The following is a 16,424-nucleotide window of genomic DNA, read 5'->3' as shown; positions in this document are numbered from 1 at the left end:
AGTATCTTACCACCAACCAACAGCTAAATAAGTGGCTGCTCCACCAGCTGCGCCAGCTAACGCTCCTATTCCTGCACCAGGCAATGCTCCTACTCCACCAGCAAATGAACCAGTTACGGCTCCACCGGCTGCTCCACCAACGGCACCACCAGCAGTTGACTTACCAAAATCAGCCCAACTCCAAGCACCCCCATCAATTAATAGCAGCTCAGTTGCAGATAACGTCTGAAATTGCGGACTTTCTACAGCAGATAGCAATTTAAAATTCCTCCTCTTTTTTTATTCTTTAGTTAAAATCTATATAAATAGGTAACTAAAGCAAGGTTACTAAGTCGTAGATGACTGAATAAGGTGATTATGAAATTCTCTCATTTAGAATTATTCTTTTTCTTGAGAAACATAACTACAAAACCGGCTACAATAGCGCCTGTAAAAAAAGAAATAATAATAACATCTGTCATGCCATCCACCTCTTTTTATATTGATAAACTATCATAATCTATTAGGACTAATTCCAATATATACATCAATAACAGGTCCTTGACTAGAACTCTCTTCCACATCATTTACATTTACGTTATATGGTGCAGTGATTTGTAATAAATCATTTTGTTGAATATATGTATTAAGTTCATTGTACGTAGATTCAAGCATTTCAGGTGAATCTGTATGTCTTTTAAAAATAGCATTTACTAAACGAAACTCTTGTTTAAACGTATAGTCCTCTGGAAGATCTAACTCCCTATCGACAGCAACTAGAAATTCCATATCAAAAATTTGCTTGTTCTGTTGCGTTTCAATTCCGAATGTAGCTGAGATTAGCGGTCCAAGCTTACGTACGCCTTGTGCGTCCAAGTACTGTGACATCTTATAGACTTCCTGTTGAATCTCTTTTTGCTCCATTTTCTTTCTTAGAGATACCAACTTATTAAATGTTAAACTTTTTTCAATTTCAACACTCATATCACTCATCCCCTAAAGAAAGCTCGTTTTTTTATATTGGCTTCGTCTGTACTGTCACTTTACTATAGAAAAATACATGTTTCACCGTATATTACTTGCGGATAACCGCAATATAATGAACACTTCCGACGTCTTCCTATGTGGCTCCAATCACTTCATGAATGGGGAACTTCTGAATAAGTCAGCTCCCCATTTTTACTGCATTCACATGCAAAGGTGGGTTTTTAAGTTCAAAATGCACCAGAACCGCCACCGCCACCACTATTTCCGCCAAATATACTGATTAGCCAATCCCACATAAACCACCGCTCCTTATTATATTTCTTCTTCTTCATCCTATAACAAGCCAAAAAGATTGTAACCGAACATTTATTGCGGAATTGCACCAATAGCAAATTACATTTGTCACTAGAGGAACTCTAACTGCACATAAACAACTATTCAGTTAACTTTTATACAACTATTTCTGGTAATAATCCTAACTCCTTTCCTTTTATCATTGCTTCAGACCTAGAGTTCACCTGCAACTTTTTGAATATTTTAGTCAAATGTCGCTCTACATTTCTACGGCTCATGTAAAGTTCATCGGCAATCTCGTCATTACTATTCGACTTAGCAACACGAATTAAGATAGCCTCTTCTGTCTGCGACAATGAAACGCTATTTCCATTACGCAATTTCACTTGATTTTCTGTCCTCCGCAGTTGATATAGTAGCTCTACCGGAACTACAGCCTGTCCATCAATTGCACACCATATCGCTCGAATTAGTTGTTTCTTTGAGCATTCTTTACTAATAAAACCCGAAACTCCAATTTCAACTAAATGATTAAAATGTGATGATATATCATGCCCCGTAAAAATTATCACTTTAGCATCCTCATCAATAGATAGTAAATGATCTGTTAGTTCGACTCCATTTTTCCCCGGCATATTTAAGTCAAATATGTATACATCATACTTATTCTTTTTAATTAACTCATTTGCTTCCTTACTACACACAATAAAATCGACCCTAAACTCTTCGACAGACGATAGTAAACTTTTTGTTCCTTCTCCCACAACTTCATGGTCATCTACAATTAATATTTTAATCATAGGCAACTACCTTCCTGTCTTTAACTACCGGAATATTTATGTTCACTTCCAACCCCTTGTTCGGTTCAGATACCAATTCAACTTCCCCCTCCAAACTATATACTCTTCCTTTTATACCAACTAGTCCCATTGTATCACTTGTCTTATTTTCTAATTTCATTCCTATACCATTATCTTTATATATTAACTCTATTTGATGGTTAGGATAGGTGAGCACCATGGTAACCCGTGTTGCTTGTGAGTGTTTGTTTGCATTCGTTAGTAATTCTTGAGTAATTCTATATAATGCTAGTTTGATATCTTTATCCATTTCCTCTGAATTAAGTCGTTTATCTATATTAAAATCAATTCTCATATTCGAGCTTAAATGAATTTTGTTTATCAAATCTATTATGGCTCGATTTAATTTCATTTCCATCAAAAATGGCGGAAATAATTTATAGCTTGTTTCTCTGATTAGATAGTTGATGTCTAAAATATCCTCTTCCAATTCTATTAACCCCGCTTCTATCTTACTCCTATCATCTAGTAAACGTACCTCTCCTATTTTTCGTTTTAACATGACGATATCCTGTAGGTATGTATCATGAATATCACTTGCTAATTTCCGTCTCTCCTGTTCAGACCAACTATATAATAATCGAGGTAACCAACGAGCTGGTTTATTTGATTTGATATTTTTTAATTCTTCAAGTAGATCTTCAACCTTTAGAATGTTTTCAATTGAAATACTTGAGTAATAAGCAATCGCTGTTAACCAATCTGAAATTTCTCTGTTTAATGAAAAGTGCTTTTCCTTATTAGCGATTAACACTAGAAAGTACTGTGACTTTTCGCCAATCACAATAGTAAAGCAATGTTCGTATTGATAAATTTTTCCAATAGTCATAGATTGATTAGTAATTATTGCACACATATCGTGGTATCTATCACCTTCTTGTTTAGGATCCAAACAGACTATATGATTTTTTTTAGAAACTTTGACCGGAATCACATTCCTTATATGTAGCATCTCTTCTAACTCTCTTGTTAATGCTTTAACAATTCCATCCGTACTTTTTTGCTCTTTTATTGATTTACTAAATCTATATAAACTTTCCTGGTAATAAATCTTTTCCACGAACAAGTTAGCCTTTAAAGCACTATCCAAAAAATCTTTTATATAAAGAAATAGAACACAAACAAATAATATAAAAGAAAAAAATTCAATTATGGAGATGACCGTCGCTTCTGATGTGTACAAAAGATGCACTGTTGTCACCATCGCAGCTGGCAACAAAGCTATGGTTAGATAATAGGAAAGTTGTTGAATATATAGCTTCATTTCAAATAGTTTATCTGTTATTAATACATACACTAGAACGGTTGGTATAAAAAATATAAAAAGTATAGCTATTTCTGGACGGAGAAGCCTTTGGCCCATGATTAACACTGGGATGCTATAAAAAAGAATAATTGGCGCTATAGAAATTATAAATGTATAAAACATCCATTTAAACGTTCTAACTAATACGTCTCGTTTTAAAAAAACAAAGCCTTTTACTAATAAAACGAGTATTGAAATTACAACAAGCGTAAATGTGCCTAATAAAACCCTTAATTGGTCGATAGGCACATTAATAAACGAATGTACGCAAATGAATAAAAACACTAAAAAACAGATACAATATAAGGTTATTATTGTATTTTTTGAAAACCAATTTTTATTATTTTCCTTTAAAAAACTATACATAAAGTGCAAAAATAACACCGGTGTTATTAATAAAGTGTAATTAAATACTATTTCACCTATACTATGTAGTTTTGTTGCTAAGATCGCACTTATGTAACATATACTTAGAGACATCATTAAGCAGATTAGAATCAAAGAACTTCGATTACTGCTTCGCCTTTTCCATAATAGAAAACTTAACAAAAAATTCATTAAAAAATACACAATAGGAAAAATTAAAAAAAATACGTATTGGATTGTTAATTCTGAGGTGTATTCGACCCGGTTAGTTTGGTACTCACCGTTTTTAACTATCGTAATCGTTTCAGCATTTTCAACTCTGTTATCGTCTGAAACTGTGGGGTGTTGTTCTGGAGGTGTTTGATTGATTAAAACAATTTGATCATTTATTTTTATTTCACTTTCCGCCCCCCATCCCAATTGATCTTGGTCCGAAACATAATAATTACCTTGACTGCTTTCATTTAGATAAATACCAATGTACGGATGAATATTTTGATGGATTAAATAAATGGAAAAGATGAAGATGGCTATAATTACTAATAAACTTTTTTTATTATAAATCCTCATAATCCCTCCTTATTAATTAGAAATTATGCTTTATTGTCATATATATCAGTTTTTTTGAAAAACAATGCTAAGACTATAACCGTGATTGGTAATAACTACTGGCAGCCACTATAAAAAGTGATTCTATAATCCGTCTATCCAGAGCCCTACTATTCTTATCGATTAAAACCACTTATTACTTCTCTAGTATAGTAGTTATAGACCCATTTCAACTACATTTACGACAAAATTTATCAAATTACTACAATAAATTCTATTACTCATTCCTATAATCCTTTCTCTTTTTCCTACAACTACCACTAACACATAAGCATGATTTTAAGTTAATTCGGCATAACTAACCGTATAGGAGGTGTACACGCATGGCTCAAGACGTATTATGTGAAGTTAGTAACTGTAAGTACTGGGCAAATGGAAACAAATGTAAAGCGGACGCGATTTATGTTGTTAGCCATCACGGCAAAAAAGCCAGAAGCCAGGAAGAAACAGACTGCCAAACATTCGAGTCAAAGATCTAAGCATGTACCTTCTTTAATGAGTCTGGCCCTCACCATAGGGGTCAGGCTTAATCTATTGTCTTTTTCACTCCGGTTTGAGCCCAAGCAAACCCTCAGTACTCAGCAAAACTTTTTCTTACTAAGTGTTAACTTTGTCACAGTTTTCTCTATTATTCCTATGCTAAAATGAACAAAAATCACAATATATTGATAAATTCAATAAAAAATATTCAATATATTGATTTTTAGATAATTTTAAGTAGGAGTGATTTACATGAATAAAAGCACACTGGCAACGCCTGAACAGGACATACTGTTAGCTTCATTAACAGAAATTGTTGAATCTAGTAATCAAGATTTAATTCAGGAAAATGCCAATGTCGATGGCCAGTCACCAATGGGACAAATGTCCAAATTTGGTTCCGAGGCTGCTAAATATTATGCTAAACAGAAAATGCTAAGTAAGGAAGTAACACAGGCCATAAATGAGAATTATATCCACCCCCACGACCTAGACTACATGCCAACAGGAACAACCACCTGTTGTCAAATACCTTTAGGCAAGCTATTAAAAGGCGGGTTTAATACGGGGCATGGTTACATGAGAGAGCCCAATGATATTTTAAGTGCAATGGCCCTTGCTTCTATTATTTTTCAATCCAATCAAAACATGCAACATGGTGGCCAAAGCTATCCGATGTTTGACTATGATTTGGCACCTTATGTACAAAAGACATATAACAAGCACCATAAGCGTCTGATGAGTTATCCACTCTCGTTGACAGAAAACGAAATAGAACAACTAGCGTGGAAAGAGACTGACCGTGATGTATATCAGGCTTGTGAAGCATTTATACATAATTGTAATTCGATGCACTCGCGTGGTGGGGCACAGGTGCCATTTGTGTCGATCAACTATGGTACCGATGTATCAAAAGAAGGTAAACTAATCACAAAAAATATATTACTTGCTACAAAGGCAGGGCTTGGAAATGGAGAAACTCCTATTTTTCCAATTCAAGTATTTAAAGTGAAAAAGGGAATCAATGTTCAACCGGAAGAGGAAAATTATGATTTATACGAGTTAGCACTAGAAACAACAGCAAAAAGACTTTTTCCGAATTTCAGCTTTATAGATGCACCATTTAATAAGCAGTATTATGACGGAAGACCTGAATCGGAAGTTGCTTATATGGGTTGTCGGACAAGAGTCATGGGAAATATACACGGCGAGGAAAATAGTATAAGCCGAGGCAATTTATCTTTCACTTCAATTAATTTAGTTAAAATCGGACTAACAACCAACACGTTTCATGCATTTTTAAACAAGCTAGATGTATATCTAGAGCTTGTTATTAAACAACTGTTGGAGCGCTACCAGTTCCAACAAACGAAACAAGCACAACACTTTTCTTTTTTATATGGACAACATGTTTGGAAAGGTAGCGAGTCGTTGGAACCCGATGATATGCTCGATTCTGTCCTAAAACAAGGTACACTAAGCATTGGGTTTATCGGATTAGCAGAAGCATTAGTTGCACTAATTGGACAACACCATGGCGAATCAGAATCGGCTTACAAACAAGGATACGAAATCGTGCAGTTCATGCGTGAAAGAGCAGACCAAGCGAGCGTTCGGTATAACTTAAACTTTTCCTTAATCGCCACACCAGCTGAAGGGTTATCAGGAAGATTCACCAAACACGACAAAAAGGAATTCGGTGCAATCCCTGGTGTAACAGATCGTAGTTTTTATACAAATTCCTTTCATATACCTGTCTATTACTCTATTAAGGCAATTGAGAAAATCCGCAAAGAAGGCGCGTTCCATTCTTTATGTAATGGCGGCCACATCTCTTACATTGAATGTGACGGCGATGTTACCAAAAATATAGCCGCAATTGATACATTAGTGAAAGCTATGGCCGCAAGTGATTTTGGCTATGGTTCGATTAACCATCCTGTTGACCGCTGCACATGCTGTGGTTATACCGGTATCATCAATAACCAATGCCCTAGCTGCGACAATGACTCCGAGGAAAAGATTGAGCGGATAAGAAGAATTACCGGATATTTGGTTGGTGACATGGGGAAATGGAATTCCGCTAAACGTGCAGAAGGACAAGAACGTGTGAAACACCAATGAAAGTAATGAATATTATCCATGATTCCGTTGTAGATGGTGTGGGACTTCGTACAGTAGTCTTTTTTGCTGGTTGTCCTCACTTCTGTAAAGGATGCCATAATCCAAAAAGCTGGAACATAAAAAATGGAATAGAGATGACAGTCGATGAAGTTGTTGATGAGATTGCTAGTAATCCACTAACAGATGTAACCTTTTCAGGTGGAGAGCCATTTTTTCAAGCAGCAGAGGTTTGTAAGATTGCAGAAAAAGTAAAAACATTAGGTAGAAACATCTGGACATACAGCGGCTATACACTCGAGCAATTAATCAACTCAAATGACTATTACCAAAGAAAATTACTCACTTATTGTGATGTGCTTGTTGACGGTCCCTTCTTAATAGAAGAAAGAGATTTAACTTTAACGTATTGCGGAAGTAGAAATCAGCGGGTTATTGATTTATCCACTATTACAATAACTTAATAGATAATCAGATGGGTACAATCGTACCTATCTGATTTATTTCACACTAAATAAGAGCTCTTTTTATACGGACATATATTTATATAGAGAAAGGTATAGTTATGTGTACTAGTTCCGTAAATTTCAGAAAATCTATTAAATCGACTATTTTTTAAAAAATAAGTCTTTTTACCTCTACAAAAAAAAGCGAGAAATTTGACTAAACATCCCCCTCTACTTTTACCTTATATACACTTAGTTTGTCGATTCAAGATGAATTTTTATAGCAAAATGACAAAAAACAACTTTGAGTAACAAAAGCTGAATTTTCACGTCGAATATAATGGTTATAATCTACCAATTGTTATGAATAAGTGATATTGACATACTAATTTCTTCTGTGTAGTCTATAGATATCAAACGAAAGCAGGTCCTAATTTTTCAAAAAAGGGAGAGGTGACAATTGAAAAGAAGTACTCAAAGAATCGAATTTACAAATCCTCCATTAGCAGATACAACAATCATGTTGGTAGAGGAAAAAGACGAAGTGCAAATAACAAAAATATTATCTAAAATTAAATTTGTCGATTTAAGTGTAACAGGCTTATGCTTTTCTTCGGAGTTAGATTTATATAAAGGTCAAAAAATTATTATTCGAGCCAAGTTGTTTTCCCCAACTAATCATATATTTGGAGAAATAAAATGGAAAGAACAAAACAGCCATGAAATGACATATGGATTAGAAATTATTTCTGCAGACTTTAACTATTTCCAATACATGAATTCTTATGAGAACTATATCCAAAATAAAAACAATGAATTGCTAGTTGGTGGGCGACAATAATGTCGTCTTTTTTTTACTTATTATTAGCTACCTTTACCAAAACTGATTAGAGTGTAAACATTAAATTTGTAATTTTTTTGAAAAAGTTTTAATTTCACCTGTCTTACTTGTAACCTTAGTCCGATTTGTTTTAAACTTCTTTCTAGAAGGAGTTTTGATATGATACATATAATGGCTATAACTGATGACAATCAAATCCATACATTAAAAACAATCGATGAGATAAATAGTATTGACTATCAATGGTACTGGATTGATTTTGATCAACCTACTGATGCAGAGGTGCAGCAACTGGATACTAAACTACACTTTCACCCACTTGCCATAGAGGATTGTATTCATGAATTACAAAGACCAAAACTAGATTATTATGATGACTTTAATTTTTTCATTACACATGCGATTAACCCTAAAAACTTAACGAAACAAGAGCATGATTTCTTTCTTGGTGAAAAGTTCATTGTATCTTTCCACCATCATGACTCAAAAGAAACAAATCAAGTTTGGAGTAAGCTATCCAAGACCACTAATGCAGATCAGTGGGATATATACAGGGTATTTTATGAAGTGATCGATAACATCGTAGATAATTACTTCCCAATTATCTATGAAATTGAAGATGAGTTAAATGATATTGAGAATAATAAAGACGCGGAAACGATGGACGTATTATTAGACAATTTATTTGACATCCGCCATGAACTTTTAAAGCTACGTCACACGATTAATCCGGTTCGGGACTTATTCTACCGGATATTAAACTCGAATCATCTGGATGGCATTCGGAATCGTAAAGAGTACTTTGCTGATATTTATGATCATCTTCTAAAATTAGCTGAAATGGTCGCATCCAATCGTGAAATAACGAATGACATTCGCGACAACTATTTGTCACTAAATTCACACCAGACAAACCAAGTGATGAAGGTATTAACGATTATCACCTCGATTTTCGCACCGCTTACGTTTATTGCTGGTATTTACGGAATGAACTTCGCCAATATGCCTGAACTCACGTGGGAATATGGCTATTTTACCGTTCTAATCGTAATGGCCGTCATGTCGGTTGCTATGTTCATTTGGTTTAAACGCAAAGGATGGTTCTCTTAAAAAGCTGTAGCATACTCGTTACAGCTTTTTTTAATGAAAAATACATACTTACTTCATTCCTGGTTAACATAAGCGTGATATATTTACGTTACCTAGGAGTGATAGCAGTGATTGAGAGAGTCCTTCGTTTCATTAGTCGTTTCCCTCAACTTGATGATGAATTTATCAAAGAAGTAAATGAAGAATATGATGTATTTGAGGCCGATGATTTTCTAGTTGATTCTAATGAAGGTGAATTTAAGTGATTACCTGTTAGATTAATCTATTGTCAATCCATTTCAACACTTTCTTATATGGATAATATGTTTTTCCATTCAGTTCAAACCTGGGTATATCTGGATAATTCTGTACAAACGCTTCAACATCCTCTTTATCTATACCTAAATAATGATTAAGCTCTTTTTCTTTAATCAACAAAGGTTTATCTTCTTCATCATCTAACAACGAATTCAACGAATTACTACTATTAGGATTACCAAAGTTCTTTAAACCCTCCCCTACGAAATAGCCACAAGCAGCCAAACCTATAGCAATCCAAAAGAAACTAATACTCATTTTTTCCACTCCTTACTTACCATTATTACATATGATAAAGCATAATTTCACGTTTCACAAGTCAAAATAAAGGGACAAACACAGGTCTAGTTTAGATTTGTGCTTGTCCCATTTTTATTTTTATACACTAACTTCTTTTTGCATAATTTTAGGCAACTCTGTTTTTAACTCAAGCATTATATCTTGAACAGTTGCACCATTATAGCCTTTTTGATAGACACTGGACATTAGTTTCTTTAATAGCTCTTTTTCATCTTGATTTTCTTTCAAACTCATATACATTCTTCCTCCATTACTTATGTTCTTTCTTTTCTGCGAGCTCACTTCTTCGTTCCTTTATGGACTTTATTAAAATATTTTCTATGTCATCTAATTTCTCTAAGTTGGCATCCTGAAGAATATACCGAACGGTCTTCTTTACTGTTTTAGGCAATTTATTAAATTGTTTCAAGTAAACACCTCGATGAGATATTGCATTTCTACAATTATTAATACTATTCGGTGAGTATAGTTATTTTCTGACTAATACTTAAATATATTATCACAGTAGTACTATTAATCCCATCGTTTTTAAAAATTTAATTGTAATAAAAATTCATACTTTTGTATATTATTTCGCTATTTTTCTGTCTTTTCCAAAGCTTTTGCAATATGTTCTTTTAAAGCCGGCGCCATAGTCTTAGAGTATAATGTGTTTAGGTGATGTTGGTCACGGTAAACAACTACATTTCCAATGACTGGATAACAGGAATTGTCATCACACAAATAATCTGATAGATCAGCAAACGTTACATTACTTGGTATATTATCTGTGTTTTCCCATGGCGGAGTGTCTGATATGGCTTCATCTCTTGGGACAGAACACTCTTCTTCGCTTTTAGTTTCTAGACATAGTGGAATCTTTTCTTTCATCCTCGGATTATCGCGAATTGCAAATATTTCTGTAATACCTTCAAATTCTCTCCACATTTCTAAATAACCCTCAGGTATTTTAGAATCTTTATTAACATTTGCCGTAGTGAATAGCAGATCGGGTGGATTTTCTTTTAATGGTTCAATCACCTTTTCATTCCACTCCATACACGAATCAGACATTGCACCATCAAAATCATTTGCAGTAAATCGGCACCCATCTTTATTATATACATCAATCTGCAACTCGAGTTCCTCTGACATTTCCATTAAAGCTGGGAACCAATGGCCCGAATGAGAACCTCCAACGAGTGCAATCGTATGCTCTGGATCGTCTGTTTCTCCGTAGGAACATAAGCTTACTACATTTCCTTTTAAATCAGAGTAACAATCTTTTTCTAAATAGAAAGCAGGTAATGAACTTGTGGCACCAGGTTCTTCAGAGATAGGTTCTACATCTGGTATATTATTTATATTTTCATAAATAGCTCGAGCGCCAGGATAATTATCTTCTTCATAATCATAGACCGGGCTAAATACATCTTCTGTCTGATTAGAGTACAATCCCCAAGAACCGTTAACTATGACTACTGAAAGCATAAAAGCAATAAGGATAGTTATAAGTTTTAACTTTGATTGTTTAAGGTTTATCTTTCTTATTGGTGATTCTACTAGTCTAACAGATATAAGTGATAATATGAATGCTATTACTATAATAACAACCCCAGCTAGAGTTGATGCTGAGTCGTTACCTGAATAATTATAATATAGAATTAGTAGCGGCCAGTGCCACAAATAAAAAGCGTAAGAAATTCCACCAAAGTACAAAAATGGTTTTGATCCTAATAATTTGTCTACACTAAATCGACTGCCATTTTCTGCTGCAATTAGCACTAAAATAACACCGCTTGTAGGTAATAATGCAGCATATCCAGGGAACACATTAGATACAGGCAATAATATACCAGTAAATGCTACAATAGATAGCCCAAGCCAACCAATTATAAGACTGATAGCCTTATTAAACTTTAGGTACGGAGTTAAAAGAGCAAAAATTCCTCCTAAGCTAAACTCCCAGGCACGAGCAAAAGTATCGAAATATGCCCATGGCTGATTTTCAGCAGTAATATAAATCGAATAACTAATTGATGTAATAAAAATAAAGCTTAGTACACCTAAAAGAGTTTTACGAGCAGGAGTTTTCAATACTTTCTTTGCAATTAAAAATGCAATAAAAACAACTAAGGGCCACGTAACATAAAACTGACCTTGAAGTGATAATGCCCAAAAATGTTGAAGTGGGCTAGCTTCATTATTTTGAGCTAAATAGTCTACTGCATTATTAGCTAACTGCCAGTTTTGAAAATAAAATGTTGACGAAAAAATCTCAGTAACGATCTGTCTTGCCAGTGTTCGAGGCATGATCAAAATAGATAAAAGTGTTGTAACTAATAAAACCAGGAATGCTATAGGGAATAATCGCCTTGCTAACCCTAATACATATTCACCATAGTTTATTCTTCCATGTTTCTCCATTTTTGATAGTAGCGAAACTGTTATTAAATATCCTGAGACTATAAAAAAGACATCTACTCCACCTGAAACTGATCCTAACCATATATGGTAGATTGCAACTAAAAAAGCTGCAACAGCTCTAATACCTTCGATTTCAGGTCGAAATCTCTTTTCTGGTATTCTTAAATCTGACATTTTCAACCTCCATAATATAAATTATTGAAAAATTTTATAATGATTTTAGTGCTTCATTTATACTAACACTAGGTAATAAGACTGTCACTTTTAGTATTATTATAAAACAAAAAAGGTTATAGTGAGAGTAACCACCAATTATTCCTTAATGATTATATCATGTTATTCTAGAACTGTGATCGTTCAAAATCATGGAAATTACTAGTTGATATTGGGCTTTGCCTTTAATTATATTTTCTTGTCATCAAATGAAGATAGGTGTATTCTTATATACGAAAAATCAAAACACCTTTTATTATAAATACTAATATATAAAAGTAATTTGTGGAAAAAGGAGATTAGTTAAATAATGAAAATAGCTGTAGCAGGTACTGGATATGTAGGTCTATCTAACGCGGTTTTACTTGCTCAATTTAATCAGGTTGTTGCTCTTGATATAATTGAGGAAAAAGTGGCCCTGTTAAACCGAAAAGTGGCCCCGATTGTAGATCATGAAATTGAAGAGTTTTTAACTACCAAGGAATTAAATCTAGTTGCAACAACGGATAAGCATGAAGCATACATAAACGCAGAGTTTGTTGTCATTGCTACACCAACAGATTATGATCCGGTGAAAAACTACTTTAACACAAGCTCCGTGGAAAGTGTTATTAAAGATGTCCTATCTATAAATCCCGATGCAGTCATGGTAATTAAATCAACAATTCCAGTAGGATATACAAACGACGTTAGAGAAAAATTTAATACAGACAATATTATCTTTTCACCCGAGTTTTTAAGAGAAGGAAAAGCATTATATGATAATTTATATCCTTCAAGAATTATTGTTGGCGAACAATCAGATCGCGCCAAAAAATTTGCTGATTTATTATTACAAGGTGCTATAAAAGAAGATATTCCTGTACTCTTCACAAATTCAACAGAAGCAGAAGCTGTTAAGCTGTTTTCTAACACATACCTAGCTCTTCGTGTAGCCTACTTTAACGAGTTGGATACGTATGCAGAAATGAAGGGGCTAGATACGAAGCAGATTATTGAAGGTGTTGGATTAGACCCCAGAATTGGGAGCCATTATAATAATCCTTCTTTTGGATATGGTGGTTATTGTCTGCCAAAAGATACAAAACAACTACGAGCAAATTACCAAGACGTACCTAATAATTTGATTAGTGCGATTGTAGACGCTAATAGCACTCGTAAGGACTTTGTAGCGGCCCGAATCATTGAAAAGAAACCTAAAACGGTTGGTATCTACCGACTTACGATGAAAACTGATTCAGATAATTTTAGAGCTTCCTCTATCCAAGGGATTATGAAACGGATTAAGGGAGAAGGAATTGAAGTAGTCATATATGAACCCTCACTAAAAGAAGAGTCATTTAATAATTCAAAAGTTATAAAAAACTTAGACGAGTTCAAAGAAATATCTGACGTGATTGTCTCTAACAGACTAAGTGACGAAATAGCTGATGTTCAAGAGAAAGTGTACACAAGAGACCTTTATAAAAGAGACTAAAAATGATGCACCACGAGGACAGTCCTTATATACATGAGCACGGTTATTCCGTTCACACGAATACTACAAATAGAGGCATGCGCAAAAGGTTTTATAAAAATACCTTTGCACATGCTTTTTAATATTTTTTTGTTTTCATTAGCTGTTACCACTTTTAAGGAAGGAAATACATGCTATCTAAATGCAAATAATTTAGCTTTAGTCATAAGAACTGTCTTATTTACTCAAAGTATCACTTTGGAACACGTAACCCAGTGTCATTCGAATATCGTCGAAAAATATGTGTTATTTATATGGTGATAGTAATAAAGATGTTTATTGGTTTAAAAGTCATCCAATAAGATGAAAAATCACTTGGATGGAGTAATTTACTACTTCGAGAGGTAGTGAGTCGATTGCTTCATCACTTATTTTTATCCTTACATTTACCTATCTAGTCGTTGCATTTACGAAGAAAAAATAAGGGGTTCATTATATGATTAGGCGTACCCGAGTCATGCACATTGAGCAAGAAATGTATATATATGACTAATTTGTAATAATTACCACTTTTTGATGTCACCACATATATATCAAATAGCGTGGTTATGATAAGAGGTTAAGGGTGCTAGTCATCTATGCTAAATCCAATGACCCCATTTCTTAGGAGCATACAGGAACTTGACGATTCCTTTACAAAGGAGGCTAGGGAGTATGAGATGTTTCCAGAGGTTGAAGAGGAAAGTGTAGATGTTGATATAAGAACTACCTAATAATAGGCACAACCTAATCTGTGCTTATACATTATTTAAAGTTAACCAGTTTTATGCGCTATGTTTCTCTTGGATGATATTTTTTTATAGATTATTGTTAGTAAAGCTTTGAACTTTTTACTATCACTATTACCTAATGCTTTATTACTCAATTTCATACACCATTGCCACTTTTCTTGATTCTTCTCTTCGCTTATTTAAAGATTCTACCAAATGGGTTCAATTTCAATTAATTTTTCTAAGTTAGCCTCCTGCAGGATATACCGAACTGTTTTCTTAATGGTTTTTGGTAACTCATTAAAATCACTCATAAAATATATACACCCTTTGAAGTATTATGTATAATACAATAGTATTCGTAGTTGAATAATATACCAGTTAAATAGAATCTCATTTATCCGACACAGTACGTCTTACTAATTGAATGTTATACTTAATATATGATTAATCTACAATTTGTTACATAATTGTAATTCACCTCACTACGCTTTCATTGTACAATGTATTTTAGTCTAATATTTTTTACTACACCATCCTATAAGGAGAATTATATATGTCAAAAAAAAATCTAGATTCAAGAGTTGAAAAACTCAAGAGTAATAAAAAGAGAAAGAAACTCTTATTTATACTTGTTCCTATAATAGTCTTTTTAACTGCAACGTCAGCTTACGCATATACGGTAATGAATAAAGCAGAAAATGCCATAACCAATTCCTATGAGGATGATGGCAGAGACAAATCGGAGCTTCGTGAAAAGGAAGTTGATCCAACCGAAGATCATGTTTCTATTCTATTTATAGGTGTTGATGATAGTGAGCACCGGTCAGAAAATGGAGGTAGTTCCTCCCTTTCTGATGCTCTTATACTTGCAACCCTAAATAAAGATCTAAATAGTGTAAAACTACTAAGTATCCCCAGAGACTCCTATGTCTATATACCGGAAGTGGATAAATTTGATAAAATTACTCATGCACATTCTTTTGGTGGACCAAAGGCCACAATTGAAACGGTTGAGAATTTCTTAGAAGTCCCAGTAGATTACTATGTCAAACTAGATTTTCATGCTTTTATTGATGTAATTGATGCACTTAACGGCGTAACTATTAACGTACCATATGAACTATATGAGATGGACTCTAATGATACCAAAAATGCTATTCATTTATTACCAGGTGAACAATTACTAAATGGTGAAGAAGCGCTAGCTCTTGCACGCACTAGGAAACTAGATAATGATATTGAACGCGGAAAACGACAGCAAGATATTATTAAAGCAATAATGGACAAATCACTTTCTGCAAGCTCCATATTAAAGTATGACGAAATTATTCAAGCCGTCGGGGATAATATGTCAACTAACATGAATTTTGATCAAATGAAAGGTTTTATATCCTATGGAACGTCTGGCAGTTTAGACATTGAAACATTGAATTTAAAAGGATCGGACTTATGGACGGATAGATATTATTATCAAATTGATGAACAAGACCTTGAGCAAAAAAAGCAGTCACTACAGGAACACCTAGACCTAAATGTTTCTAAAGAGATGACTAGCTTGAAGGTGAATCCAAATAGCTAAT

General features: G+C 34.0%; 17 protein-coding genes. 9 read left to right on the top strand and 8 right to left on the bottom strand.

The genetic code is table 11. The features are described from left to right. Window positions 1-6: 6 nt before the first annotated feature. The 4 genes from QQS35_RS00300 to QQS35_RS00285 all read right to left on the bottom strand — a co-directional run bounded on the left by QQS35_RS00300 (window position 7) and on the right by QQS35_RS00285 (window position 4,362). Complete coding sequence (locus QQS35_RS00300; RefSeq protein ID WP_285929678.1) at window positions 7-258, bottom strand: Blp family class II bacteriocin; 252 nt, start codon at window positions 256-258, stop codon at window positions 7-9. Between the two features lie 234 nt (window positions 259-492). After that, window positions 493-963 carry a GyrI-like domain-containing protein gene (locus QQS35_RS00295; RefSeq protein WP_285929677.1) on the bottom strand — a complete coding sequence of 157 codons (471 nt, stop codon included), beginning with the start codon at window positions 961-963 and terminating at the stop codon, window positions 493-495. Between the two features lie 452 nt (window positions 964-1,415). After that, complete coding sequence (locus QQS35_RS00290; RefSeq protein ID WP_285929676.1) at window positions 1,416-2,060, bottom strand: response regulator transcription factor; 645 nt, start codon at window positions 2,058-2,060, stop codon at window positions 1,416-1,418. Then, complete coding sequence (locus tag QQS35_RS00285) at window positions 2,053-4,362, bottom strand: sensor histidine kinase (protein ID WP_285929675.1); 2,310 nt, start codon at window positions 4,360-4,362, stop codon at window positions 2,053-2,055. The genes QQS35_RS00290 and QQS35_RS00285 overlap by 8 nt, the downstream gene beginning before the upstream one ends. A gap of 362 nt (window positions 4,363-4,724) precedes the next feature. On the opposite strand from QQS35_RS00285, the gene QQS35_RS00280 reads away from it, so the two are divergent. The 6 genes from QQS35_RS00280 to QQS35_RS00255 all read left to right on the top strand — a co-directional run bounded on the left by QQS35_RS00280 (window position 4,725) and on the right by QQS35_RS00255 (window position 9,644). After that, a complete protein-coding gene (locus QQS35_RS00280) occupies window positions 4,725-4,880 on the top strand; it encodes a DUF1540 domain-containing protein (protein WP_285929674.1) in 156 nt (51 codons plus the stop codon). A 253-nt stretch (window positions 4,881-5,133) separates the two neighbouring features. After that, window positions 5,134-7,005, top strand: a complete 1,872-nt coding sequence (locus QQS35_RS00275) for an anaerobic ribonucleoside triphosphate reductase (RefSeq protein WP_285929673.1) — start codon at window positions 5,134-5,136, stop codon at window positions 7,003-7,005. After that, the gene (gene nrdG, locus QQS35_RS00270; protein WP_285929672.1) at window positions 7,002-7,466 is read left to right on the top strand and encodes an anaerobic ribonucleoside-triphosphate reductase activating protein; all 465 of its coding nucleotides are present in this window, start codon (window positions 7,002-7,004) and stop codon (window positions 7,464-7,466) included. Before QQS35_RS00275 ends, nrdG begins: the two co-directional genes overlap by 4 nt. Before the next feature lie 442 nt (window positions 7,467-7,908). Then, window positions 7,909-8,289 carry a PilZ domain-containing protein gene (locus tag QQS35_RS00265; RefSeq protein ID WP_285929671.1) on the top strand — a complete coding sequence of 127 codons (381 nt, stop codon included), beginning with the start codon at window positions 7,909-7,911 and terminating at the stop codon, window positions 8,287-8,289. 159 nt (window positions 8,290-8,448) lie between these two features. Further along, window positions 8,449-9,399, top strand: coding sequence for a magnesium/cobalt transporter CorA (gene corA / locus QQS35_RS00260; RefSeq protein ID WP_285929670.1), 951 nt, complete (start codon window positions 8,449-8,451; stop codon window positions 9,397-9,399). Window positions 9,400-9,506: 107 nt separating this feature from the next. Further along, window positions 9,507-9,644, top strand: coding sequence for a hypothetical protein (locus tag QQS35_RS00255; protein WP_285929669.1), 138 nt, complete (start codon window positions 9,507-9,509; stop codon window positions 9,642-9,644). A gap of 7 nt (window positions 9,645-9,651) precedes the next feature. Here the strand turns inward: QQS35_RS00255 and QQS35_RS00250 are convergent, their stop codons facing one another. The 4 genes from QQS35_RS00250 to QQS35_RS00235 all read right to left on the bottom strand — a co-directional run bounded on the left by QQS35_RS00250 (window position 9,652) and on the right by QQS35_RS00235 (window position 12,576). Next, the gene (locus QQS35_RS00250) at window positions 9,652-9,954 is read right to left on the bottom strand and encodes a DNA-binding protein (RefSeq protein ID WP_285929668.1); all 303 of its coding nucleotides are present in this window, start codon (window positions 9,952-9,954) and stop codon (window positions 9,652-9,654) included. Window positions 9,955-10,074: 120 nt separating this feature from the next. Continuing rightward, window positions 10,075-10,230 carry a hypothetical protein gene (locus QQS35_RS00245; RefSeq protein ID WP_285929667.1) on the bottom strand — a complete coding sequence of 52 codons (156 nt, stop codon included), beginning with the start codon at window positions 10,228-10,230 and terminating at the stop codon, window positions 10,075-10,077. Window positions 10,231-10,246: 16 nt separating this feature from the next. After that, entirely contained in the window at window positions 10,247-10,405 is a 159-nt protein-coding gene (locus QQS35_RS00240) for a hypothetical protein (RefSeq protein WP_285929666.1), read from the bottom strand. 167 nt (window positions 10,406-10,572) lie between these two features. Continuing rightward, window positions 10,573-12,576: an acyltransferase family protein gene (locus QQS35_RS00235; protein WP_285929665.1), complete on the bottom strand. Its 2,004-nt coding sequence runs from the start codon at window positions 12,574-12,576 to the stop codon at window positions 10,573-10,575. Window positions 12,577-12,925: 349 nt separating this feature from the next. Here QQS35_RS00235 and QQS35_RS00230 point away from each other — a divergent pair, with 349 nt between their 5' ends. The 3 genes from QQS35_RS00230 (at window position 12,926) to QQS35_RS00220 (ending at window position 16,423) form a co-directional block, all read left to right on the top strand. After that, window positions 12,926-14,092, top strand: a complete 1,167-nt coding sequence (locus QQS35_RS00230) for a nucleotide sugar dehydrogenase (RefSeq protein WP_285929664.1) — start codon at window positions 12,926-12,928, stop codon at window positions 14,090-14,092. A gap of 617 nt (window positions 14,093-14,709) precedes the next feature. Beyond that, on the top strand, window positions 14,710-14,844 hold the full coding sequence (locus QQS35_RS00225; protein WP_285929663.1) for a hypothetical protein: 135 nt from the start codon (window positions 14,710-14,712) through the stop codon (window positions 14,842-14,844). Window positions 14,845-15,397: 553 nt separating this feature from the next. Beyond that, window positions 15,398-16,423: an LCP family protein gene (locus QQS35_RS00220; RefSeq protein ID WP_285929662.1), complete on the top strand. Its 1,026-nt coding sequence runs from the start codon at window positions 15,398-15,400 to the stop codon at window positions 16,421-16,423. The last annotated feature ends 1 nt before the right edge of the window (window position 16,424 follow it).

It is taken from the genome of Aquibacillus rhizosphaerae, from assembly GCF_030282825.1.
Taxonomy (GTDB): Bacteria; Bacillota; Bacilli; order Bacillales; family Amphibacillaceae; genus Aquibacillus_C; species Aquibacillus_C rhizosphaerae.
Note: the sequence above shows the minus strand (reverse complement) of the source record. Positions and strands in the feature narration are given on the sequence as shown.